Genomic DNA, 23683 nt, shown 5'->3' with positions numbered 1-23683 from the left:
CTGGTAACTGTTATGGTTGCAGACAGGCTTCATAAACATCAATATATCCGTAGCTTAAAGCCACTTATAGCGTAGCATTTAGAGTCCCCACAAAAAGCGGAGTCTCAAGTTCCTGCTATAAGTGCGCCCTGTTTTCGCGTCTTGTTAGTATTCAGAGAATACTTTCCACATCGCCAACCCATTTGATTTAATTTGGGTATCCATATCCATCCAAAGTTTATCTGCTACATGATTTTTTTCACCTCGTTTCGCAATTACCTATCATAATGTTATTATTATACATGTTTTTCTCCTATAACAAAAGTGTTCTCCCCATATAATCGGGATTTAGTCAACCAGTAAACGAGCTTTAATCTCGTTGACAAACGGGTACGCAAATAACAAGTCAAGTCCGTTGCAGCGGATGAGTAAAATCAGCAGGAGTTGTATCCTGACGCCTGGATGCACCAGCTTACCGAGAGCCGGGACGGACTGCGAAAAGAGTCCCCCCTCTATCCACCCCTTCCTAGATCTCGTTTTCTAAATCCTTGACTGATTTCCCGGCTTTGTGATACATTTTGATTAGATAAATGAAAATGAAAGCGGGGCATCTGTATGGCTTCTCAATATACTTTAAAAACAATCGCACACATTCGTAGTGATTTTCCCGAAAAATTTGGAATTCCCCGGCAAAGCGGTCTGGTAGAATCTCTAAAAGCGGAACTTATCTTTGAACCGGCCTACCGCAATGTGGATGCTCTGCGTGGTCTGGAGGATTACTCCCATATCTGGCTGATCTGGGGGTTTTCAGAATCCATCCGGGAGGAATGGACTCCCACTGTACGTCCGCCCAGGCTTGGGGGTAACCAGAGGATGGGGGTTTTTGCAACGCGTTCCCCGTTCCGTCCCAATCCGGTCGGTTTGTCATGTGTACGGCTGGATGGTATCAATACCTCCCCGGAATCCGGACCGATTCTGCACATAGCGGGGGCAGACCTGCTGGATGGCACACCTGTATTTGATATCAAACCCTACCTGCCTTATGTGGACAGTTACCCCGAAGCAGAAGGAGGGTTCGGCAGCCGGCACAGCGGTTACCGCCTGGAGGTAGACTGCCCTCCCGAATGTCTGGAACTCATACCCGTACAATACAGGGATGCGCTTCTTGAGATTCTGGCCCAGGATCCCAGGCCTTCTTATCAGGAGGATCCAACCCGTATCTATGGCATGAAGTATGCGGGCATGAATGTGCGGTTTTTTGTTGAAAATGGATGGCTTCATATATGCAAAGTGGATAAACTCTAGACGGTGAGACACCTGGATAAGAAAAAGACGGCCCCCCTGACAGGAGAGCCGTTTTGTTTTCCTTTCAATCATCATTTTTACTCTTTATCGCTTATAGTTGTTTTTACTGAATCGATCCATGCTTCTATTGCATGGGCCAGGATAAGCTGCTGCTGCAGAACGGCTTTTCCGGTTTCGGGGATTTGGGGGTTGTTTTCTTTTACTGTTATATTTTCTTCCAGATAAGATTTCAGTGTTTTTATGTTATTTTCTATGCTGGTAAGGCAGGATTTTTGATCCTGGGCAGAAAGACTGTCCAGATTTACTATGACAGCGTTAAAGTCCAGGAATATATTGATTGGCTTGGACGCTATTTTCTGCATCAGGTTTTCGAATTCTGTTTCTCCTGACTCTGTTAATGAGTATACGGCTTTTTCTGCCATTTTCCCTTCTTTTACCATGGTGCCTTTGATATAACCCTTTTGCTCAAGCTGGATGACTTTTTTGTAGATGGATGGCGTACTGATCTTTACCCATCTGGATATGTTACGGTACTCTACCAGTTTCTGAATATCATATGCGCTTAGCGGTTCTTTTTTTACCATTCCTAATACGATCAGATCTATTGTTGCCATAAATAACCTTCCTTTTCGTTTTGCTCTTGACAAGTACTATAAATTATAGTATTATTCTCCTCGTCGCCGCAATTACTATAATTTATAGTACTTTATTTAATAATTCATGTCAAGTGGAAGGAGAATTATTTATGAATGAGCAAAACACAAAAATGGAGCTGCTGGGGAATGCGCCAGTGCCAAAAGCACTTCTGGCACTGGGGCTGCCTACTATGATTGGTATGATGATTAATGCGCTGTACAGCCTTGTCGATGCCTACTTTGTAGGAGGGCTGGGTACCAGCCAGATGGGTGCAATTACTGTGGCATATCCCCTTGGACAGGTTGTCGTGGGTCTGGGACTGCTTTTTGGAAATGGGGCCGCCTCCTATCTTTCACGGCTATTAGGGCGCGGAGATAAAGAAACCGCAGACAAAGTTGCCAGCACCGCCATATACAGCAGTATTTTCGTGGGAACGGCGGTGATTATATGCATACTTATTTTTCTAAAACCCATTCTAAAACAAATAGGTGCAACAGAAAGCGTTATGCCTTATGCAGTCACTTATACAGGAATTTATACTGCTTGCTCAATTTTTAATGTCTTCAATGTCACCATGAATAACATCGTATCCAGCGAAGGCGCTGCTAAAACAACCATGTGTGTACTGCTGACAGGTGCCGTGATCAATGTTATTTTAGACCCCATTTTCATTTATGCCCTGAACCTGGGAGTAGCCGGTGCCGCAATCGCAACGGCCATTTCACAGTTTGTCTCTACTTTGATATATCTGATCTATATACGAAGGAAAAAAAGCATATTCAGTTTTAGTATCAGGAAATATTACTTATCAAAAGAAGTGATGTCAGAGATTTTAAAAATAGGGATTCCCACTCTGGTATTCCAACTGCTGACCAGTCTTTCTATGTCAATGACCAACGACGGGGCGAGAGCCTATGGCGATTCTGCGCTTGCCGCAATGGGACCTGTGACAAAGATCATGTCGGTGGGAAGTCTGATGGTATTCGGTTTTCTGAAAGGACTGCAGCCAATCGCAGGGTACAGCTACGGCGCGAAAAAATTAGACCGATTAAAAAAAGCAGTCAGAATTTCCATCGTCTGGTCAACCGTATTTTGCTTCCTTTTCGGTCTGACTGCTGCCTTATTCGCACCAGCCATTATATCTCAGTTTACGAAAGGGGACCTGGAGATGATCCGGATCGGGCAGACGGCTTTGAGAGCAAACAGCCTTTCTTTCGTACTTTTTGGCTTTTATACCGTATATTCCTTCCTTTTCCTTGCCATGGGAAAAGCAAAAGAAGGCTGTTTCCTCGGTGCCTGCCGGCAGGGTATATGTTTTGTCCCCGTAATCCTGTTACTTCCAAAGATTCTGGGACTGAACGGGATTCTCTATGCACAGCCGGCCGCGGATGTTATCTCAGCCGTCATCACTGTATTTATGGCCCTCCGCCTGCGAAAACAGCTGCAATAAATCTCAGGAGCCGTGTGCCTGTGCATGTAGGATTCCCTGTCCGGTGATGATCTCAGAGCCCCGGAACTTTTTGAGGTCATCTCCCACAGGACAGACATTCATTTATCTTTCTCTTTAAAACAATGGATCGGACATGCCCGCGGAACATATTCTTATCAGATCAGCAACAAGATCTTTTGATTTTGAACAATTTGATCCTTGACTGATTCTTTCTTCCTATTCTTTTCCCCCTGTCGTTCTTCTATATGTAATAAACACCGCATTCAATATATAGCCTATTTACTCTCACCTACATACAAAATAGCATACACCTTCTCAATTCTTGCCGGATCGCCTTCTGCAATATCCCCGTCATAGTACACAGCCACTTCATCACCGATTTCAAAATCCGTGAAACTGTCTTTTCTTTCCACATCTAAAGAAACCAGAATCTGCTGATTCTCTGCATGTCCTTCCCCATCTTCACTTACCGCTGTCACAATATATTCGTCTTTTATTTCCTGCACCGTCCCTTTCATACACGGCTCATGCTCTATGATATAATTGATATCTTTGGCACAACCTGTAAAACAAATGCATAAGGCTATAGTTAACAAACCTGATAATACCTTTCTCATAGCTTTCCTCCCCGAATCTCTAACAATTACATTACAGCAACATCTCAGTTTTTCTTACATTATTTTATCATTTTATCACCGCTGGTTGTAAAAGTCATTTCTTTTCTGACTTCCGTGAAAAAGCTTTCGTCACGTTCGCGGATGGGAACACGGACATGCACTGACTACTCATAACAGTTCATCTGCCAAAACCCAAACACATATTCAAAATCCCATTTTAATTGTTAAAGGACCGTAAATAATAACAATATATCCCACGAATTTATATTTTTTCATTTACATTCGGACTGCAAGCCTTTATAATTAGGGACAAGTTTTGCTTATGCAACAGATATACAAATGAATGGAGGAAAATAAATGTTTAACAAATATTTATATGTATTCTTAATTTCAATGGTACCACTGATTGAACTGCGCGGAGCTATTCCATACTCTCAGCTGTTTGGGCTCCCTCTGCTGCCGTCCTATATCATTGCAGTTATAGGAAATATGCTGCCTGTTCCTATTATCTTCCTGTTCGCCAGAAAAGTTCTGGAATGGGGCTCTGATAAGCCGGTTATTGGAAAGTTTTTTACTTTTTGCCTTGAAAAAGGACATAAAGGGGGACAGAAGCTGAAGGAAAAAGCTGGAAGAGGTCTCCCTATTGCTCTTCTCATCTTTGTGGGAATACCGCTGCCGGGCACAGGAGCCTGGACAGGAACGCTGGCAGCCAGTCTGCTGGATATGGACTTCAAATCAAGCGTTATTGCGGTAATGCTGGGCGTTCTTTTGGCAGGAGTCATTATGGGGGCTGCCAGCGCTGGGCTGTTTGGGGCCATTGGGGCATTGTTCGGATAAGTTAACGAGCTTCAGTTTCGTTTACGGATGGAGACGCTCTATGAATAAATAGCCGTGAGCCCCCATAAGGACAGGAATGTTCTTTTGGGGGCTCACGGCTATTTATTCATAGAGCTGCGTACCTCCAGACGAGTGCAGCGTATGGGCATTGAATTGGTGGGATCTTTATATTTCCAGTAACACTTTTACACGTTGTTTATCTTTCTGCTTATTCTCTACTATTTCGATTCACCTTTCCTTTCTTTTATTGGCATTAAAAGATCAAGCTGTAAATGTTCTAAATCCTGATCCGGCTGTTCTATGTGGCTATAGAAGTTTAAATATTCCTCCATTAGTCCGCACATATGCTCCTGATCCTGTAAATCACCTGCAAATTCATAATCTCCATTTTTCATAATCCATTCAAGAAATGCATCCCACTCGTTAAAATTGCCAAAGGAAATCATGTGGGCTGCATACAATCCTCCGCGGAATTGTTTCTTTTCGAGTGGAGCACTCACTTCCATCTCATCGGGAATTGTTACCCAGGCCTCATAACCATGATAACCGGATTCATCGAACGGATTTGGATGATTAAAGCCAAACCTTCTTAAATCCGGCTTTATTTTTCCAAGAGCGCTTTCCTTTACAAAGTTGTCGATTAAAAAGTTTGCTTTCAATTCAGGTTCGTCACCGATGTAATGAGATGCAGCAACTACAGCTGGAGGCAGGTAGATAATTCTTACATCATTGATTTTTGAAAGACGCTCATCTGCCTTCTTTAATTTTTCTGCCGAACGTTCTTCTTTAAAATTAATACTAATGAGATCGAGAGAATCTATGGCCGCCAGCAGCGTGTCATCCAGGGACATTAAATTTTTCAGCGGCAGCTCTGTCGTCCTGCTGAGCTCCTCAACAAAATGTTTCAGTATTTCTTTAATCGTTGAAAGAGCAGTGATTTCTTCATCTAATTCATCCATGTTCTGCCGAAAGATTTCAATAGCATTCACCGCATTATTATTATTCAATATAACATCTATCTGGCGGACGGGTATCCGCAGCTTACGCAGTAGCATGATTTGTTTCATACGGGAAACTGCATGCTCGTCATAGATACGGTAGGAATATCCCTCCCTGCGGATGCTGCTGATTAACCCTGCCTTCTCGTAATAGCGGAGCATTCTCGTTGATATGCCCAAACTTCTGGATACCTGGCTTATAGTCATTTCTTCCATTTTACACCTCCTGATATTTATAGTATAAACTGCGACACGGTGTCAACGTCAAGTGGGAAATGCGGTTTGTGGGATATTATTAATGATTATGAAATAGAGGACTTTATAGTGGCCATTGCCTTTATAAAGTCCTCTATAATGTCCTTTTTCGTGATATAACAAGAGCATTGGTATATTTGCAAGACAAAGAAAATCCCTCCATCGAAAAGGCAGTAGAAATTCTCAAATCAAGCCAGCTTGTAACAGAGGAATATTTCGGGTATGTTCGGAGTGCGGTTCGGGCAAACCCTTTGTCTATGAGGAAATCTAAAAATCAGAGAAAAACAGTGTAGAAAAAGCCTGAATTTATAGGGATTTTTAATATGAAAACATATCAAAAGCCTGTTCGGTGTAGAAAAAAGACTTTGACATGCGGACATAACACATAGGTAAACATTTAAAACATGTCCATGGTTTCAGAATGTAAATATACCCGTATAAAAAAGGAACGACAATACATAAACTTTATGTTTATATACTGTCGTTCTTATTGTTTTTGAGCCGTGTTAATTTTCATGTTAACTTTTAGAATAGATACACAGAAATTCTCCATTTCTCAAAGGTTTAGAGCAGGGGATGAGAGAATCGAACTCCCACCAAAGGTTTTGGAGACCCCTATCATACCATTTGACCAATCCCCTTTAAAGTGACATATTTCTCAGTCACTTGATCATTATACCTACCCCTACCCTATTTGTCAAGAAAATTTTCCGTATTTTCCTATAATTTTGATTATTTTGATTATTTTCTGCAGGCTAAATACACCTTACAATTTCTTACCGGCTAACCAGCCTCCTATTGTGCCGCAGTATGTTCCATGAATCTGGAGGGTCTCGGCTGATTCTGCCTCGTCGCCCTGTGGTAGATAAAGAATGCGATAACCGCGGTAATCAATTCTGAAGCCCAAAATGCATGCCACACACCTTCCGCGCCTAAAAAACGGCTGAAAAGAAAGGCGGCCGGTATGGTAATTACAGTATAGCGAAGCAGAGAAATTATCAGGGATGGAACACCCTTGCCAAGCCCCTCTAATGCTCCGGAAGATATAATCGAAACCGTGGAAACAATAAATCCCATGCTGATAATACGAAGCGCAGTTGTTCCCGCTGTTATGGTTTCACTGCTGGTCGTAAACAGGCTGATCAAAGGTGTGGAGAAGGCCAGACACAATACGGTTCCAAACACCATAATTATAACAGTTAAAGAAAGTGCCGTCATATAAATTTTCCTGACCCGCTTATGCTCACCTGCGCCATAATTATAACCGATCACGGGTCTCATTCCCTGTACAATTCCATTGGCAGGCATATACAAAAATGTCTGCAGTTTGTAATAAACCCCAAGCACTACTACATAAGCCTGAGAATAAGCCGCCAAAATGGTATTCAGAGATGAAATCAACAAGGAAGGCAGCGCCATATTCAGGGTTGCGGGTATGCCTATGGCATAAAGCCTCAGATTCATTTCTTTTTCAAAGGAAATATATTTCACTCCTATTTTTACAGAAATTGGTTTTATGAAATAATAACCAAGATAAATAACAAAGCTTAATGTTTGCCCGATACCAGTAGCTAAGGCGGCACCCCTGATGCCCATTTCAGGGAAAAAACCGATCCCGAAGATTAAGAGAGGATCTAATACAATATTTGCGATGCAGCCGCACAGCACACTAACCATTGCGATACTCATTTTGCCCACAGACTGGTATATCTTTTCAAAAGCCATCCCAAGCGCAATGATAATGGAAAAGCCAAATGCAATATTCGAATACTTTAATCCAAGATCAATTACCTGGATATCGGAAGTAAACATTTTTAAGAAGGCCGGCATGGCCGCAATACAGACAATGGTCAGCAGTACACCGTGCACCCCATTCAACAGCACTCCCTGCGTAGCTGCAGTATTGGCCTGCTCTTGTTTCTGCGCTCCCAGGCAGTATGAAATCACCGCATTAATTCCTATGGAAAACCCGATCGTAACCGCATTAATAAAATTTTGTACCGGAAATACCAGTGAGAGTGCGGTCATGGCATTCTCACTGATTTTGGCCACAAAAAAACTGTCAACGATATTGTAAAGTGATGCGACTGTCATGGATAAAATCATGGGCATTGACATGGACAATAACAGTGGCAGGATTGGTTTTTCTTTCATAAAAGTTTGTTTCATATTCAGGACTCCTCTTTGTTTATTAATTGAACATTGGTGATCTTAAACTGTAAAATAAGAATAAAGTTTCACTTGAACTCCCCACGCCTGCGGCGGTCGCATCGCGACATCTACCTCTTACGCCGCAGTGCGCATCCCGCCGGGAGGGCTTTTTATTTTATAGGACGCATTTTCCTATGAAATAAAAAAACCACGCAACTATTCCCGAAGAATAGTTGCGTGGCGAAAAGTATAAGTCACCAAAGATCCACGCGCGTCTGAACATCAGACGATTTGTATAGGAATTGTAACAGAAAAATACTTCGATGTCAATATAGGAAAAAACTATATCCAAAGGGCACCGCCATGCAGAACGGATTGTCGCACAGCCTGAACAAGAAAACACGGCATGCGTATGTATACAGACTAAATATAACGCCTTACCTTCTCCATATACTCAAGATACTCCTGGCCAAATTTCTGAATACACCATCTTTCTTCCGAAAGAATAATCCAATGAGCCGTTATCTGAAATACCAGCACAATGGCAAGCAATATCAAAGACCGCGTCATAACCACACATCCCATAAAAAATATAAAATATGCCACATACATAGGATTGCGGGACAACCGGTAAAGGCCGTTCTGGTTGATACCATTTTCAGCCGGAGCCGCAAAATTCACCATTGACACGCCAAGCAGAACCAGGCCAGACAGATACACGACCAGCCCTGCTGTGAAAAACCATGACGGGGTAAGTTTTACTTTTAGAAACAGCAGATAAACAATAATTCCAGCATTGGATACCTGATAGATCCAATATGCAGTTCTCTCCCCGTCCAGCAACGGAGCAAAATAGGCAGCCCGTTTTACGGCCTCTTTATTCAATCGTGATAATAGCCCGAATCGTATCAGAAAAAAGGGTATTAATAATAAAACTCCCATATGCAACATTCCCCTCTTATCAGTCCCATCCGTTTCACAGTCTGGTCCGATCTAAATCTCTTCCAATGAACTACATTTAAAATATTAGTATCCGCTTAATTTCTCCCCTGAAAGGCGTCCCCCCTTTACTCCAGCACACTCCTGGAGATCATTGCCTTATCCATCGCCGTCATATCTTCCTCCGGAATCTCATAGATATCTCCCTCCGTCTTATTGACATGCACTGTGATTTTCTGAACCTCTCCATATTGAATTCCTTTATCCATAGCATTTTTCAGTATGTTATAATAAATCTCGTACACACTGTTCTGCATGTCCTCATCGGAGGGCATTTCTTTTCCATTCATCACTTCATTTGCAATATTTGTTGCATAGTCCTTGGCCTGCTTCTGGAACTCGTCATATGTATCATCAAAAAGCGTAACCGGTTCAATTGACACATCCACAGTAAAGCTGCCGTTTTCGTCCTCCAGGGCTTCCCCCACCGTATACTTTACATTCTTAGTCAGGCTTTCAAACAATGTTCTGAACTTGTCTTCCAGCTCTGAAGGAAAATCCATGGAGTCAAAACCTTCCATTGTGACATCCATCCGATTTTCAAAAATCTCTTCCGCAGCTTCCTTTGATGAACCTGTCAGCTCAATATACTTTTCGGTCTCATTCTTGTAAGAGACATCCAGAAGTGCCTTTGTGTAACCGGACGCATCGAACTTTTTCCCGCAGCCTCCCAGCAGAACCAGTGCCGTCGCCGTCAGCAGAACGGCCCATATTTTTCTTTTTCTGTTCATAAAAATTTCCTCCTCATGAATGCTTGTCACGTATTATAACATGTCCCTTCCGGCAAAAAAAGTAAAATATTGGCGGCATTACCTATAAATTTATTTTCTGTTACTGCGCAGTCATCCGAAGCAGAAAGCCTTCTATAAACTTTTTTGAACTGATCCGCCCCTGCTCCGCTGACTGTTCCTTCAGATTCCTCATTTTCAGCCTCACCTGTCCAAAGTCAAACAGCAGATTCGCATAATCTGCAAATACAGGATCATAATAATCTTCCGCTCCCATCTGGGCAATATTATCCATGGCCTTCTGCATGATTCTCCTGATTCTCTGCTCAAGTGCCTTTTTGTTCTGCTGAAGCAGCTCCTCTCCATACAATTCACCGGACACTTTCTCATAGATTTCCTTGATCTGATAGTTCTTTTCCTTCCTCTGATATTCCAGCGCAGTAAATACAATCTTTTTAAGCTCATCGGTTCCCTTCATTCCCCAAATACCGATGTCTGAACAGATTTTCTGAAACCGGTCGCCAAACATGCCCTGGCTCACGGACGGTGCTTCGTGTATCCCCATCAGTGCCCCCTGTATGGTATCCATAGACTTCTGCAGACTTACCAGCTTTGCCACATTGGAGATGACGCTGACTACTTCAATCGCATTTAACGGTTTGTTGATATAGAACATAATACCTCTCTCATACGCCTTTTCCATCATCACTTCGTCATCTACCTGAGAAATCATAACAACCTTCCCTGTAAATCCACCCTGCTGAAGTTCTTCGAGTACGTGGATTCCATCTTTTCCAGGTAAAAGCAGATCCAGAAGCACGATATCCGGCTGTGCAAACAGAATTTCCTCCGCCGCGTCAGCACCCGAATCCTGCATCCCGGCAATTCTGCCCAGATCTTCTTTTCTTATAAACATTTCCAGCATTTTCTGTATATTTTTATCATCATCTACTATATAAATAGAAGGTTTCATAAAATTCCCCCTTATGACCGGTCTTTTCCCGCTGTTCTATTCTTGTAAATTCCTGGACTCTTCCTGTATTCTCCCTGCTGGCAGCCGGATACTGAATTTTGTTCCATTTCCGAAACTGCTCGCCACATCTACGGTTCCGCCGAGATGGGCTGCCGCGTTTGCCACATGGCATAGGCCAATTCCTGTAGACATCTGGCCTGTCTCTTTATCGTATTTGGTAGAAAATCCGGCTCCCCAGATATATGGCTGCATATCCTCATCTATACCGCAGCCATCATCGGAAACAGTCAGACAGAGCATCCCGTCCTTTTCTTCTGCCGTCAGGCTGATATGCCCCGTCTCCCCGCATGCATCCATGCTGTTGACAATCAGGTTATTCAGAATCGTAAAGATATCATAATATTGATGAATCTGCATATCACTCTGGCAGCGCACCTTTAGCGACAGCTTTTGCCCGCGTTCACTGATCTGCCGTTTTGTATTGTCCTCAATGATCTGCAGAATATGTGACAGCCTCATGCTCTTTTCCTCATGTTCGTGCACGAGGTTGGAAATTCCCTGAACAATCCTCTGATAATCCTTTCTGATCTCATGAGCTTCTCTGGCGATATCCAGAGCTGCCTGTCCGTCCTGCCCTCCGGCTTCCATGTCTTCGTAGAGCTGATGGCTTTTCCTGGTCAGATCGTTCAGGTCTTCCATGGACTTTTTCAAATAAAAGGACTCAGCGTAAATATCCGATACAATATGGCTCAGTTCTGCATAATGGCTCTGATGCTCCTTTTTACGTATATAAAGGTTTTCCCACTCATACATCCAGTATACCATCCATACCAGAAGTCCTCGGATAACTGCAACGAGGACAGAATCCACCACAGCTTCCCCCTCGATATGCCCCATAAAAGCAAGCTGTATCGTATTTGCCGCAAAATCGCAGAAGATCATTCCTGCCATCAGCCTTGCTTTTCCATATCGCTTTAATATTTTAAAGCAGCTGCCCAGCAAAAGGCTGTAGCTTCCGTAATAAAAAAGGGCCGGCAGAAACATCTCTGAAAATACCATACCGCCTGCTGCCCCGATCAGACCTCTCAGCACACATGCTGTCACCGACATCACAAGGGAAAGCGGAAATACCGGAAGTTCCGGCTGAAACAGCAGCAATGCACTTAGCACCGGTGTTCCAAGTGAAACCACATGATTGGAGTATGCAAACGGAGCAATATAGATCTGGCACACAAGACCCAGCATGATTCCATAACCTGCGGTTTTCAGCCGCCTGTTTTTAAAAGCCTCACCCAATTTCCCCATATTTTCTCCCCAGCCTTTCATGTACATCTCCGTTGATACCCTATTTAGCGGCTTGCCGCTGATCCGCCCGCAGGACATGTGATACGGGGTGCCCTTTGGGTATACATTATTACGCAGTTTACTACTGCGTGGCTGCCCGCAAGGCATGTATTACGGTGTGCACCTTGGATATACATTATTCCCATTTCTGTCAGATTCTTTCCGCCTATCTTCCAGTATACAGTTACAAAATAACCTTATCAAGTAGTAATCCGGGCGGTATTGTGCATTTTTTCGTTACCGGCGTATATTTTTGTAGTTTTTTGTAGGTTCTTACTAATATAAGAATTAAAGATATTGTGCGTAAAAGACGAAACCTTAAAGTTCGAGAGGAGACTGTGTAAATGAGAAAAAAGAAACTTTCACTTCCTGTCCTGATTATGATAGGTATGATCCTTGGTATAGTGCTGGGAATTCCGTTTCAGAAGAATCCGGAATTTGCCGTAGAATATATCAAACCATTCGGGACTCTGTTTTTAAATCTCATAAAAATGATCGTCGTTCCCGTTGTTTTATGTTCTATCATCAGCGGCGTCATTTCTATGAAAGACATTAAAAAGGTTGGCTCGGTTGGGCTGAAAAGCGTATCTTTTTATATGGTAACCACCGCCATTGCCGTAACACTTGGAATGGTTTTTGCAAATATCAGCAAAGTCGGAACCGGATTTCATTTTGCAAGTGAGAGCCTCACGTTTGAATCTTTGGAAACTCCAAGTTTCATGGATACACTGCTGAATATATTTCCCTCCAATGCAGTTGAGCCGCTTGTCTCTGCTACCATGCTCCAGGTTATTGTACTGGCTCTGTTTTTCGGATTCGGCATTATTCTGGCAGGCGAGAAGGGAGAACCCCTTGGAAAACTGATCGACAGTATGACAGAAGTCTGTCTGCAGATTATGGGGATCATCATCAAACTTTCCCCGATTGGAGTCTTTGCGCTTCTGCTGCCGGTTGTCGCAGAAAACGGACCTTCCGTACTGCTTCCGCTGCTGAAACTGATCGTTGTCATTTACCTGGCCTATATTTTCCACATGGTCACAGTTTTTTCCGCAACTGCAAAGACAATGGCCCACATATCGCCGCTCACATTCTTTAAAGAAATGGTGCCTGCGATGACAATGGCCTTTTCCTCCTCCAGTTCCGTCGGAACACTGCCGCTCAACATCGAATGCAGCCAGAAGCTCGGCGCCAAAAAGGAAATCACCAGCTTTGTGCTTCCGCTGGGCGCTACCATCAACATGAACGGAACCTCTATCTACCAGGGCGTCTGCGCCATCTTTATTGCAAATGTATTCGGAATCCAGCTGACCTTGACCCAGCAGATCATGATCGTACTCACCGCCACACTTGCTTCCGTAGGCACCGCAGGCGTTCCCGGTTCCGGAGTCATCATGCTGTCCATGGTACTCCAGAGCGCAGGCCTGCCGCTGGAAGGTATCGCACTGATCGCCGGAATCGACAGGATCCTGGATATGGGACGTACCGTCGTAAATATCACTGGGGATGCGAATTGTGCAATCTGCATCTCAGCTATGGAAGACCGGAAACTCGCCCGGAAGCAGGAACATGCTGTAGGGGGTGTGGTCGCAGAGTGATGGGGATCGGCTGAAGGGACGCTGTACGGAATTGGAATATGCCTCTCTCGGATGCGGAATTAGGGCATAAGTGCCGCTAATCAAAATCGGAACCGGCATGGTGAACACCGCCGACACTCACGAGAATTCTGATGAATTCTCGCTGCGGGTCGGCTTGCTTACAGGCCTTGTAGGCCTGTAAGCAGTTCACATGCCGGTTCCGATTTTGATGAAGCGGCACTAATGCCCTAAAAGACGCATCCGAGAGAGGCATATTCCAATTCCGCACAGCTGGACGCATCCAGGCGGAAGGTTACATTACTCAACGGGTGGGCACTTAAACGGGGGAGACGGATTGAATTGGGGAAGATTATATTATTGTATTGGGATGTTATTATGGTAAATGGGAAAGACAGATGGCTGGAAAATGGTTTTTGGTTTTGTTTGGTTAGAGTTTTTTAATAATTCTTATGTTTACACTTCGTTGTTTATCTGAAATGTGTATGCTATTATTTTATGTATGGCGCAACCGTGTATAGGTGGTAACCTCTCAACTTGCGTGAATCGCAGGATTTCATATTAATACCCAATTATTCAATTCTATCCTGCTCCCCTGGACGCTCCCAACTCGCCTCATCTCTACCGCCCTGAAGAGGCCCAGCCTGAGGAAAGCGGGACGTTTGGATGCTGTGGGGGAAGGGGAATGCTGATTTTGGAAGCCTCTAGCGTGCCGATTAATTGCTTACTGCGAAAAAGCCGTATCTTATGGTGGAAAACTGATCTCCGAATCAGTTTTCCAGAGCGTCTGAGCTTAGAAAGCATCGGCTTTCTAAGTGAATACGCTCGGTACCATAAGATACGGCTTTTTCGCAGTTAGCAATTAACGGCTAAGCGGCCGGTTTCCAAAATCAGCATTCCCCTTCCCCCACAGCATCCAAACGTCCCGCTTTCCTCAGGCGACCTATTCCCCTATTCCTCCGTGACTACCACGGCCATGAATCCCCCTTCCCCTGCCGAATATCCGCAGGCGTACATTTCCCCGTTAGTCTGCTGGATATAAGTACAGTAATTCAAGTACTCCTGCGGCCGTTGGCTCTCATAGAGCGGGTACTCTTCATAATCTCTGTAAGCAAGCCTGTCAATCCACACGGCCTTGACCCCGTCTCTTATCTTTTTCGGTTCAGTCAGTACGGCTTCTTCTGTGTCGGAACCACCGCACTGTCCGTGCTGATTGTCTCCCCACATCCAAAGGGTATCGTCCTCTCTAATAGCAGACATGGCGTACATTCCGGCGGTGACGTATCTGGCATGATCCATCACCTGAACGGCCCCGTCCCAGGATGTTATCTGGTTGCCCCCCGAATCCTGGAGGTTTCCCATACACCAGACCGTTCCGTCATTTTTCAGAATGATAAGACCGGATTGGCTGCAGTCTGCAAATGCCACGTCTTCCATGATAAGTGCCGGAGTAAGGGACTGTCCGGTTCCTGGAAGATTTCCCGCCCCCCACAGTTCATCCTCATCATTCAGGTAGACCATAAATTCACTTCCCTGGGCTACGTGCTTTACATCCGAGGCCAGTTCCGTCGTTCTGTAGAAACCTTTGGCCGTTATATCGGCTTCTGTATTTCCGAGCCCCATCTCTCCGTGCTCGTTGGCGGAGATGCCGAACAACTGCCCGTTTTCTATAAAGAAACGGCTCTTCTGATTTACCGTATTATCGGAATAACAGTCTTCCAGCCTCAGTTCTCTGGCTGATAAATGTAAGGCACTCTGGTCTGGTGTAAATACAAAAACTGAATCCTTATGTTCCTGCATTTCCGGTGTATCAGAGTCTTGCTCTGTATCGCCCGGCCCCTCTTCGGGTTCTGTATCAGACCAAGGTGTGCCGATATTGGGCTCCCCGGTATACACACCGTATCTGCTTTCCTGGTACCAGTCTGATATTTTTCCTGTATCAATCATCCATGTCCTGTAAAAGAACATAAATATCCCCAGTATAAGTAAACCAAGAGGGACTATAGCCGATTTCAAGTCCTCTTTCCAGGCGGATGTCCCTTCTGCCGCTATAAATTGATACTTGCCGCGGCCATACTTTTTTAAAATATGTCGGACGGAGCCAATTTCCTCTGCTGTCATATTGTCTTTCCAGAAATACACTCTCCCCACATAGAAAGCGTATTCCTCTTCTCTTATTTCCTTAATTGTACCGTATCGCTGCCTGATCTCCTTTTTTCCCTGTCTGAAATCTATCCCATTCTCATCGATTATGATATCAGTCCGGTTCACGCCCTTTTTTCCGCGCAATTTTATACTCACCATTATGTAAGGAAATATCTTTATGAACAGCCAGAACAATACAATCACAATGACGGCGGTTCTTAAAATCCTGCTATAATTATCCGACAGAAAGACGCACATGCAGAGCAGAGATGTCATAAAGGCACCCAGTATATGTCTTCTCCACTCACTGTAGCCCCGTCCTCTATTATATTTTAAAGAGAGGAGCAGATCGTTCTTTTTCCGGGCAATTTTATTTCTGTCAACCTTTCCAGTACGCGGTATTGTAAGTTCCACTTTCTCTTTGCCCTGCGTCTCTTCATATCCCTGAAATATTCTGCAGTAATGTGCCAGCTGATTTCTGACGTATAAAATATCATCTCTGGAAAGATACCTCTTATCCAGCCTCAACTCCCGGTCTGGTCCGATGATCTGAAACGCTTCTGCGTTCTCCTTTGCATCTGAAAGGTCATTATAATAGTAACATTCCTGTCCGCCTGAGACATACTCGATCAGAATATACTCTGTGTTTAACTGTCCCTTTAAACTTTCCCGTTCAAATTTCTGAATTCGCGTTTCGAGGTTTCTTTTCTGCAGAATAACGGAAATCCTTACAGCCGCTGTCAGTAACACCTCAGCTATTGCGGCCAGCAGAATAATATAGCGTATCTGAAAACGTTCCTCTGGAAACAGCCAGGCGAACAGCAGAAAATAAATCAATATAATTCCCAGACCGGTGAGCGATCCCGCCCATATCCCCTTCTTTTTCTCTAAGGTTCCGGCTCTTCGCCTGAGATTCTGGGGGACTGTATCATACACAAACCATTCTTTGGTCTGTTCATCTTTTATTTGTTTTTCTGTCATGGTGTGTCCTCCTTGTCTCCCGGTACATAGTAACTATATTCTTTCTTTTCGCTCGTATCTATTTCTTTTTTCATACCCGGAGGGTCCAGTCCCACACTTCCGTCCGTGCCATGACTCACCTGAAAGGCCAGATACGCCCCCTCCCCTTTCATAATCCGGTATGTAGTCTCCATATTCGTCTCTGATTTTTCGTCCGGAAGGTTTGGATTGATATATGTATCCCGCGAGCTGATTTTTATCAGATAGTCAAATCGGTCCCCTGCCATCAGCTCCATATGCTCAATCTGCCTGCTGACATCGATTCCATTTACTGCCTGCTTCTTATCATTTTCCTCCAGGGCAGATCTTGCGATCCAGAAAATGTCCTCTGAATCTGTCACCACTTTTACACTGCCATAAGTGTCCTGCTCATAATGTGACAGATCAGGATCCTGTCTCAGGATTTTTTTCATCTTCTTTTGGAGGTCTTCCCCTTTTTCCGTATCGTCCATGGTTTCATAATCCGTATCAAAGCTAATTGGAGCCTGGGTCTGCCAGAACTCCATGGGGGCCGATTTTTCCATGGTAACTCTGCAAAGAGTGATTGTTCCGCCCTCTTTGACGTAATTGTTTTCCCCTATGACACAGTTCTCATCCAACACGAGCGTCCACTGTGGAAGTCCATTCCTGCATAGTGCAACAGCCAGAGTTCCAAACTGTACACATTCATCGAATGTATAGGTCTCTTCCCCCTGAGCGGCGGAGCGTATTGTAATACCGTTAATATCTCTTTCGATCTCCCAGTCCGCCATATTTTTCCCGCTGCCGGCCCATTTTCCGGTAATAACCGTATACACATAATCCGAAGTAATTCCATTTCCCCGGTCCCCGTAAGTCATCACATACTGATGCACGTTCCCGTCGTCGGGGGAAGTGTAAGTAACCGCACAGGCATCATCGGCAAGCCACTGCAGTTTCATCTCCCGGTCTGCCGTATAAGGAAACTGGTCGGAAACCCTGGCAAAGCAGAGCTTCTGATTCAGATAGGTGGTGACCCGGCCCGTTTCTTTCTCGTATTTCATCACTGCCATATGCTTCATATTCGGAGAGATACTGATAATCGATGACTGGTACCCACCTGTATGGTACCCGAACACCAGATTTGCCACAAGGAGAATTGCCCCCGCCGCCAGACAGGTGTTTCTGATCCATTTCTTTCTCACCAGCAGGCCGGTACTGACTGCCGCCATAATAATAATAAATGCATTTACAATATAAAGCAGGATATCCAGTATATATTCAAACTGATGCTGTCTTCCTGCTGCCATATAAAATATCTGAAGGGCCAAAACTGCCAGGGCCAGAATGCCCGTGACTGCCCCCGCAATCAGACGGCCTCGTTTCATCCTCTGAACAGGCTGCGGAATCATCAGCTCTGTCTGATCCGCCTGTCTTTCTCCTTTCAGCAGCTCGTCCACACTGACCTCCAGCACACCCGCCAGCGTCTCCAGCACACTCACGTCCGGCATTCCTCCGCCTGTTTCCCATTTAGAGACGGCCTTATTCGTTACACCCAGCTTTTCAGCCAGCTCTTTTTGCGTCAGCCCGATCGCTTTTCGTCTTCTGGCGATAAACTGTCCAGTCTTATTTTCCATCCCGTGCCTCCTGTCCATGCTTTGTTTTCATATTCTTTATCATACCAGAAACCTCAAATTTTACAATACACGCACGGTTCTACCCGGTCTACGGTGGGTAGACACGCAAAATCTGGTTGACAAACTACCTTTTCAGGCCTAAAACGATAGCAAGTACTTGCATGGAGGAAGATAAATTGGATGAAACCAGACAGAAAATCATTGATGCGACCATGTCCCTGATCCGCGATAAAGGATATGTCGCGACTACCACAAAGGATATAGCGCATATGGCGGGAGTGAATGAATGCACCTTATTCAGAAAGTTTAAGAATAAAAATAACAGGTGTTCCGGCGCTTGAAGAGGCACGAAAGTCCACGGCAGTGCCTGTCCTCATTGAATTTATGATTGAGCGCGAAGAAAATGTTTTTCCAATTGTCCCTCCCGGAAATACACTGGATAACATGATATTGGAGTATGACGGCTAAGTAATCATCAGCCCCGGCCATTTTTAGCGAGTTCATTGTAAACAGCAACCGCATCAAGTATATGATACTGCTCTGTTTCATGGGAGCCTGCGGCATGTGCGGTTATCAATATATATTCTTTATTGTTCACCACTGCAAGGCTTGCCAGGCACAGTCCGGCCTCATCCGTGTAGCCGGTCTTGCCGCCCAGAATCTCTCCACCTTCTAGACCGGTGTTCTCCGCATTTTCAAATAAAGTGCTCCCTATAGTAAATCCCTCGGGATGTAGATTTGTAGGCGCCACTGTATAGCTGCTGCTTGTAAAAACTTCCCTGAATTCTGTATTTTTTAATGCATAGGCAAGCAGGAGGGAAAGATCCTGCACCGTAGTATAATGCTTCGCATCCTGAAGGCCCGTGGTATTGCAGAAATGTGTATCTTCCATACCAAGCTCTGCTGCTTTTTGATTCATCAGCTGCACATAGCGCTCTTCAGACCCGGAAATGGTCTCTGCCAGAGTCAGGCAGCACTCCGCGCCCGACGCAAGTAGGACTCCATATATATAGTCCCGGACCGTCGCGGCCTCGCCGGGTTCAAATCCCGCCACCGATGCCTCCATATCATAAAGATACTGGTAAATATCGTATGGTGCTGTTATTGATTCATCTAGGTCAGAAGTGTTTTCAATCGCCAGCAGCGCTGTCATTATCTTGGTCAGAGATGCTGGGTATATCCGTTCTCCTGCCCCTTTCTCTGCAATGGTATCCCCGGACTGCAGGTCTGTCAGTATTGCATTTGCACTGTTCAGACCGTTCATATTGATTTCCCCGGCAGAAGCGGAGCTATTTTTTATATGTCTGCCTGATTCGGGGTTTTTTAATAAAGAAATCACTATTGTGGCTGCTAATATGAGCAGAATCAGAAGGGCCAGCAGAAACAGTATTTTTCTGAGAAATATATGCCGCCTTTTTTTCCTCTGAGGCTCTGACCGAATCTGCCGCTTGTTTCTTTGGTTGTAGTATACATCATTGTTTTCGTACTTTCTTCTGTTCAATTAAAATCCCTGCCTTTCTTAGAAAATTATACGAAACTCTGACAATCGTTTTTTTAATTTCCTGTTGATAATTTCCTAAGAAAAGTTAAGGTTTTCCTCTCTAAACATAATATTTCATTTCTATAGAATGTTTTTCTTTGCTATAGACATGGTATTCTCATAATAAAAGTTGTCACTTCTCCTTCGCTTTCTGCACAGATATCTCCTTCATGCAGAATTACAATTTCCCTGGCAATTGCCAGGCCCAGTCCCGCCCCGCCTGTATTTCCCGAGCGCGCCTCATCCGTCCGGTAGAACTTATTAAATATATACGGGAGCTTTTCCTTCGGTATGGTCTTTCCTCTATTCTGTATATAAATCTTCACTTCATCCCCGTCTGTCTCTGTCCGAATGACAACGGCGGTTCCGGGATAGCTGTATGCCACGGCATTTTTCAGGACATTCTGAAATACTCTGGCCAGTTTTACGGCATCCCCATATACCAGGATCTCCTGCCCGATTTCCAGCTCAATATAGTTGTCCCCCTGTTGAAGGATCGGATAGAATTCATCTGCCAGCTGCACAAGCATATATGACAGATCCAGAGTCTCCTTTTCCAGCACAATCTGATTCAGATTATACCTTGTAATATCAAAAAACTCCTGAATCAGCCCCTCCAGCTGCAGGGATTTATCAAATACGATCCTGGTGTATTTTTCCCGCTGCGCCTGCGGCATATCTTTCGCCTCGTCCAGCATACTCAAATAGCCGATAATCGATGTTAGCGGCGTCTTGAGATCATGCGCAAGATAAGTAATCATATCATTTTTACGCTTTTCCTCCTCCTTGATTACCCGGGTATTGCGTTCAATTTTGGACTTAATCTGGGACATCTGAACCGCAAGCTGCGCATATTCAGGAGGAAACACCAGATCGGCCTCTATTTCATGTTCCATAAAAGAATGTATCATCTGGCTGGATTTCGTCACCGCCTGTTCCATCATTTTCCTGCCGTAAAATGTTGAAATTCCACGCACCAGCAGAAGGCATACAACGGCTCCGGCACAGACAGCCCCCATAATAAGTATCTTGAATTTGGGCCAGTTAATCTCCGTTACCAGCATATTCTGGCCTGACAGGCCATCCGTTTTCATCTGTGTCCAGGTATAATTATCCTGAAACCAGTCGACAAAACTGCCATTCCAGATATAATCCACAAAATAATACATGACAAAGCAGACAACCAGAACTATGGCTGATAAAACGACCGTCTCGATCAGTCTTTTTCTATTTATTTCTTTAGCCTTCAATTTTATAACCACACCCCCAGACGGTCTTGATATACCTTGGATTTTCAAAAGAGTCCTTCATCTTCTCCCGAAGGTGCCGGATATGAACCGTAACCGTATTATTATTCTTAACATAATACTCGTCCGCCCAAATCTGTCTGAAAAGGCTCTCCGCACTCACGACCTCCCCCCTGTTCTCACAGAGAATACGCAGAATATCAAACTCCGTAGGCGTAAGTGACAGTGCCTCCTCATTCAAAGTACATTTATGCGTTTTCACATTCAGCATCAGCCCCGAAACCAGAATCACCGAATCGTCCCGTTCCGAAGCCTGGTTATACCTCTTATACCGCCTCAGCTGAGCCTTCACACGCGCCACCATCTCCAGAGGCAGAAAAGGCTTGGCAATATAATCATCCGCCCCCAGAGTAAGCCCTGTAATCTTATCAATCTCCTCCCCCTTCGCCGTCAGCATAATCACCGGAAAATGATACCGCTCCCTGATCTGCCTGCAAAGCGTAAACCCATCGATCTCGGGCATCATCACATCCATAAGCGCCAGATCCGGCTCTTCCCTCACAATACACTCCCAGGCCTCCCGGGAATCATAATACTTAAAAATAGTAAAATCCTCATTCTGCAGATAACACTCCACCAGATCCGCAATCTCCTTCTCGTCATCCACAATCAAAATCTTCTCCCTCATCCACACCCTCCTCTTAAACATTTACTTAAATTATAAGGTCCCCAATTAAATATTCCCTTACAAAATTCTTATAAAAATATGAAGACGCCTGAAGAAGGCAAAGATGCAGGGGCAGCCCGAGCTTCTCGCATATCCAGCTCAATCCGCTTCCCCCGAAAGGCAATCCCAACGGGAGCCATCCCTTCCGCTGGAGGCACCTAGCTGGGAAAAAGTGAGCCTGGATTCCGGCGGGGGTGTGTATGCCGGAAGCCAGGCTCACTTTTTCTCAGCGACCTCCCTCAATCTCCTCCCGCACTATTTCCACCCAGCGGCTTGCGTTTTGGGGATTTTTTCCCAGTGTATGGTTATCTTTCATGATGATCTCAGGCACGCAGTTACGTGTACATCTGAGTGCTTTTTTGATTTCTTTTCTTACGAAATCCTCATCCATATGTGATGAGGCCAGCGGTGTTGGAGTGGGTTTGACTGATGCTATGTAATTTTGCCCCAGGTTTTCCTGTATGGTGGTCCAGTCGGACCACGGGGAGCAGGATACGCGTCGGAGATTGGGCAGTTTTTTTACGTATTTCCACCTTGGCTCGTAAGGCTCGCAGCATCCGGAACAGTTCAGACCGAAGCGGGCTGCTATCTTCTTGTGGTAAGGGAATATGAATTCACCGTAGAGATCGGGGTTGATTGCCGTGGTCTCCTGGCTTTCTACGAATCCCCACATGTTCTTTGCCGTCACGATGTCTGTTGTCTGGTTCGGTGCCGGCAGGTCATCGGTATAGCCCAGGCCTCCTGATCCTACGTATGTACCTTCATTATTCAGAGACAACAGCTGGTGCTCTTCCAGATAATCCAGCCGGCCAAGGACGCCTTCGCAGAGCAGGTTCATGGTGCGGTGAACCGACTCCGGATCTGTGAGGAAGTCACACATAAAGTCCTCCAGCCCGCGCAGGTTAATATAGTCCATTGTCAGTCCAAGGCTCCACCACCAGTCGGTTTTTCGGCGGACCCGCAGGATCCCGTCAAATAATTCGCGTGCCAGTTCCATCACCCGCTCTGATTCTTCATAATCAATCAGCAGCTGCGGATAATGGATTTCCGGCAGGTCCTCTCCATAATCATTCAGGACAGGGACAACTTTGTAGGCACCGTCCTCTCCGCCCCCCGCTTTTTTCAAATCGCGTCCCCATCCGGTGTCACTGTAGGAATAAGGGACATCAAAATAATTTTCGATCACCTTGTCATCCTTCATCTGCTCAAACCAGTAGATCTGCTTTCGCAAATGCATTTCCCAGACTCTTGCAAGCGGGTCTTCACAGAGCAGGACATTACCGGGTATGCATTCATTCCACCCATTTTCCGGGTCGATAAATACGACCGGCTCGGTGGTTTTCAGATCATTGTGCGCCCTCCATAGCTCTGCCTTTACTTTCTGGACCGGCAGGGCGGCGATCTGCGCCGTCCTGTCCGCCAGCCTCTTTAAGTGTTGCTTTTCTTTTTCGCTGAATAACAAAGAAGAACCTATTTCATTGATTTTAGGAATACCGGAAGCAGTCTGCATTGTAGCAGGATCTCTTTTCCCCATGGCTTTCTCCT

Annotated in this window: 18 protein-coding genes, 1 tRNA gene and 1 pseudogene; 5 read left to right on the top strand and 15 right to left on the bottom strand. The window is 44.9% G+C overall.

All coding sequences use genetic code 11. The features are described 5' to 3' along the window. Positions 1-594: 594 nt before the first annotated feature. Complete coding sequence (tsaA, locus tag HMPREF0240_RS08545) at positions 595-1284, top strand: tRNA (N6-threonylcarbamoyladenosine(37)-N6)-methyltransferase TrmO (RefSeq protein WP_009003040.1); 690 nt, start codon at positions 595-597, stop codon at positions 1282-1284. A gap of 77 nt (positions 1285-1361) precedes the next feature. On the opposite strand, the gene HMPREF0240_RS08540 is transcribed toward tsaA, so the two are convergent. Continuing rightward, on the bottom strand, positions 1362-1898 hold the full coding sequence (locus HMPREF0240_RS08540) for a PadR family transcriptional regulator (protein ID WP_009003039.1): 537 nt from the start codon (positions 1896-1898) through the stop codon (positions 1362-1364). Between the two features lie 131 nt (positions 1899-2029). Between HMPREF0240_RS08540 and HMPREF0240_RS08535 the strand changes: the two genes are divergently transcribed. Beyond that, positions 2030-3370: an MATE family efflux transporter gene (locus tag HMPREF0240_RS08535; protein ID WP_035312777.1), complete on the top strand. Its 1341-nt coding sequence runs from the start codon at positions 2030-2032 to the stop codon at positions 3368-3370. A 275-nt stretch (positions 3371-3645) separates the two neighbouring features. Here the strand turns inward: HMPREF0240_RS08535 and HMPREF0240_RS08530 are convergent, their stop codons facing one another. Then, positions 3646-3987, bottom strand: coding sequence for a DUF3221 domain-containing protein (locus HMPREF0240_RS08530; protein ID WP_009003037.1), 342 nt, complete (start codon positions 3985-3987; stop codon positions 3646-3648). 357 nt (positions 3988-4344) lie between these two features. Between HMPREF0240_RS08530 and HMPREF0240_RS08525 the strand changes: the two genes are divergently transcribed. Further along, entirely contained in the window at positions 4345-4824 is a 480-nt protein-coding gene (locus tag HMPREF0240_RS08525; RefSeq protein ID WP_009003036.1) for a small multi-drug export protein, read from the top strand. A 218-nt stretch (positions 4825-5042) separates the two neighbouring features. On the opposite strand, the gene HMPREF0240_RS08520 is transcribed toward HMPREF0240_RS08525, so the two are convergent. The 7 genes from HMPREF0240_RS08520 to HMPREF0240_RS08490 form a co-directional block, all read right to left on the bottom strand. Then, positions 5043-6038: an effector binding domain-containing protein gene (locus tag HMPREF0240_RS08520; protein ID WP_009003035.1), complete on the bottom strand. Its 996-nt coding sequence runs from the start codon at positions 6036-6038 to the stop codon at positions 5043-5045. A 609-nt stretch (positions 6039-6647) separates the two neighbouring features. Beyond that, positions 6648-6718: transfer RNA gene (locus HMPREF0240_RS08515), tRNA-Trp, on the bottom strand. A 154-nt stretch (positions 6719-6872) separates the two neighbouring features. Further along, the gene (locus HMPREF0240_RS08510; RefSeq protein WP_009003034.1) at positions 6873-8246 is read right to left on the bottom strand and encodes an MATE family efflux transporter; all 1374 of its coding nucleotides are present in this window, start codon (positions 8244-8246) and stop codon (positions 6873-6875) included. 405 nt (positions 8247-8651) lie between these two features. Further along, a complete protein-coding gene (locus HMPREF0240_RS08505; RefSeq protein ID WP_009003033.1) occupies positions 8652-9170 on the bottom strand; it encodes an isoprenylcysteine carboxylmethyltransferase family protein in 519 nt (172 codons plus the stop codon). A 125-nt stretch (positions 9171-9295) separates the two neighbouring features. Then, entirely contained in the window at positions 9296-9958 is a 663-nt protein-coding gene (locus tag HMPREF0240_RS08500) for a hypothetical protein (protein WP_035312775.1), read from the bottom strand. A 100-nt stretch (positions 9959-10058) separates the two neighbouring features. Further along, a complete protein-coding gene (locus HMPREF0240_RS08495) occupies positions 10059-10928 on the bottom strand; it encodes a DNA-binding domain-containing protein (protein WP_009003031.1) in 870 nt (289 codons plus the stop codon). 36 nt (positions 10929-10964) lie between these two features. Continuing rightward, entirely contained in the window at positions 10965-12233 is a 1269-nt protein-coding gene (locus HMPREF0240_RS08490; RefSeq protein ID WP_157134231.1) for an ATP-binding protein, read from the bottom strand. Positions 12234-12616: 383 nt separating this feature from the next. Here HMPREF0240_RS08490 and HMPREF0240_RS08485 point away from each other — a divergent pair, with 383 nt between their 5' ends. Beyond that, a complete protein-coding gene (locus tag HMPREF0240_RS08485; protein ID WP_009003029.1) occupies positions 12617-13867 on the top strand; it encodes a dicarboxylate/amino acid:cation symporter in 1251 nt (416 codons plus the stop codon). Positions 13868-14815: 948 nt separating this feature from the next. Here HMPREF0240_RS08485 and HMPREF0240_RS08480 read toward each other — a convergent pair. Beyond that, a complete protein-coding gene (locus HMPREF0240_RS08480) occupies positions 14816-16990 on the bottom strand; it encodes a hypothetical protein (protein WP_009003028.1) in 2175 nt (724 codons plus the stop codon). After that, a complete protein-coding gene (locus HMPREF0240_RS08475) occupies positions 16987-18624 on the bottom strand; it encodes a helix-turn-helix transcriptional regulator (RefSeq protein ID WP_009003027.1) in 1638 nt (545 codons plus the stop codon). Before HMPREF0240_RS08475 ends, HMPREF0240_RS08480 begins: the two co-directional genes overlap by 4 nt. Positions 18625-18800: 176 nt before the next feature. Here HMPREF0240_RS08475 and HMPREF0240_RS08470 point away from each other — a divergent pair. Continuing rightward, positions 18801-18947 (top strand): annotated as a pseudogene (locus HMPREF0240_RS08470) (helix-turn-helix domain-containing protein); the annotation flags it as partial. A gap of 152 nt (positions 18948-19099) precedes the next feature. Here the strand turns inward: HMPREF0240_RS08470 and HMPREF0240_RS08465 are convergent. The 4 genes from HMPREF0240_RS08465 to HMPREF0240_RS08450 all read right to left on the bottom strand — a co-directional run bounded on the left by HMPREF0240_RS08465 (position 19100) and on the right by HMPREF0240_RS08450 (position 23672). Continuing rightward, positions 19100-20125, bottom strand: a complete 1026-nt coding sequence (locus tag HMPREF0240_RS08465; protein WP_242833316.1) for a D-alanyl-D-alanine carboxypeptidase — start codon at positions 20123-20125, stop codon at positions 19100-19102. Between the two features lie 140 nt (positions 20126-20265). Continuing rightward, positions 20266-21414 carry a HAMP domain-containing sensor histidine kinase gene (locus HMPREF0240_RS08460; RefSeq protein WP_035312771.1) on the bottom strand — a complete coding sequence of 383 codons (1149 nt, stop codon included), beginning with the start codon at positions 21412-21414 and terminating at the stop codon, positions 20266-20268. Then, positions 21404-22099 (bottom strand): VanR-ABDEGLN family response regulator transcription factor, encoded by a 696-nt coding sequence (gene vanR, locus HMPREF0240_RS08455; RefSeq protein WP_035312769.1) that lies wholly within the window; start codon positions 22097-22099, stop codon positions 21404-21406. The genes HMPREF0240_RS08460 and vanR overlap by 11 nt, the downstream gene beginning before the upstream one ends. A gap of 265 nt (positions 22100-22364) precedes the next feature. Then, on the bottom strand, positions 22365-23672 hold the full coding sequence (locus HMPREF0240_RS08450) for a hypothetical protein (RefSeq protein ID WP_035312766.1): 1308 nt from the start codon (positions 23670-23672) through the stop codon (positions 22365-22367). Positions 23673-23683 lie beyond the last annotated feature (11 nt).

It is taken from the genome of Clostridium sp. D5, from assembly GCF_000190355.1.
GTDB lineage: Bacteria > Bacillota > Clostridia > Lachnospirales > Lachnospiraceae > Faecalicatena > Faecalicatena fissicatena_A.
The sequence above is the reverse complement of the archived record's forward strand: the minus strand, read 5'-3'. Positions and strand labels throughout refer to the sequence as shown.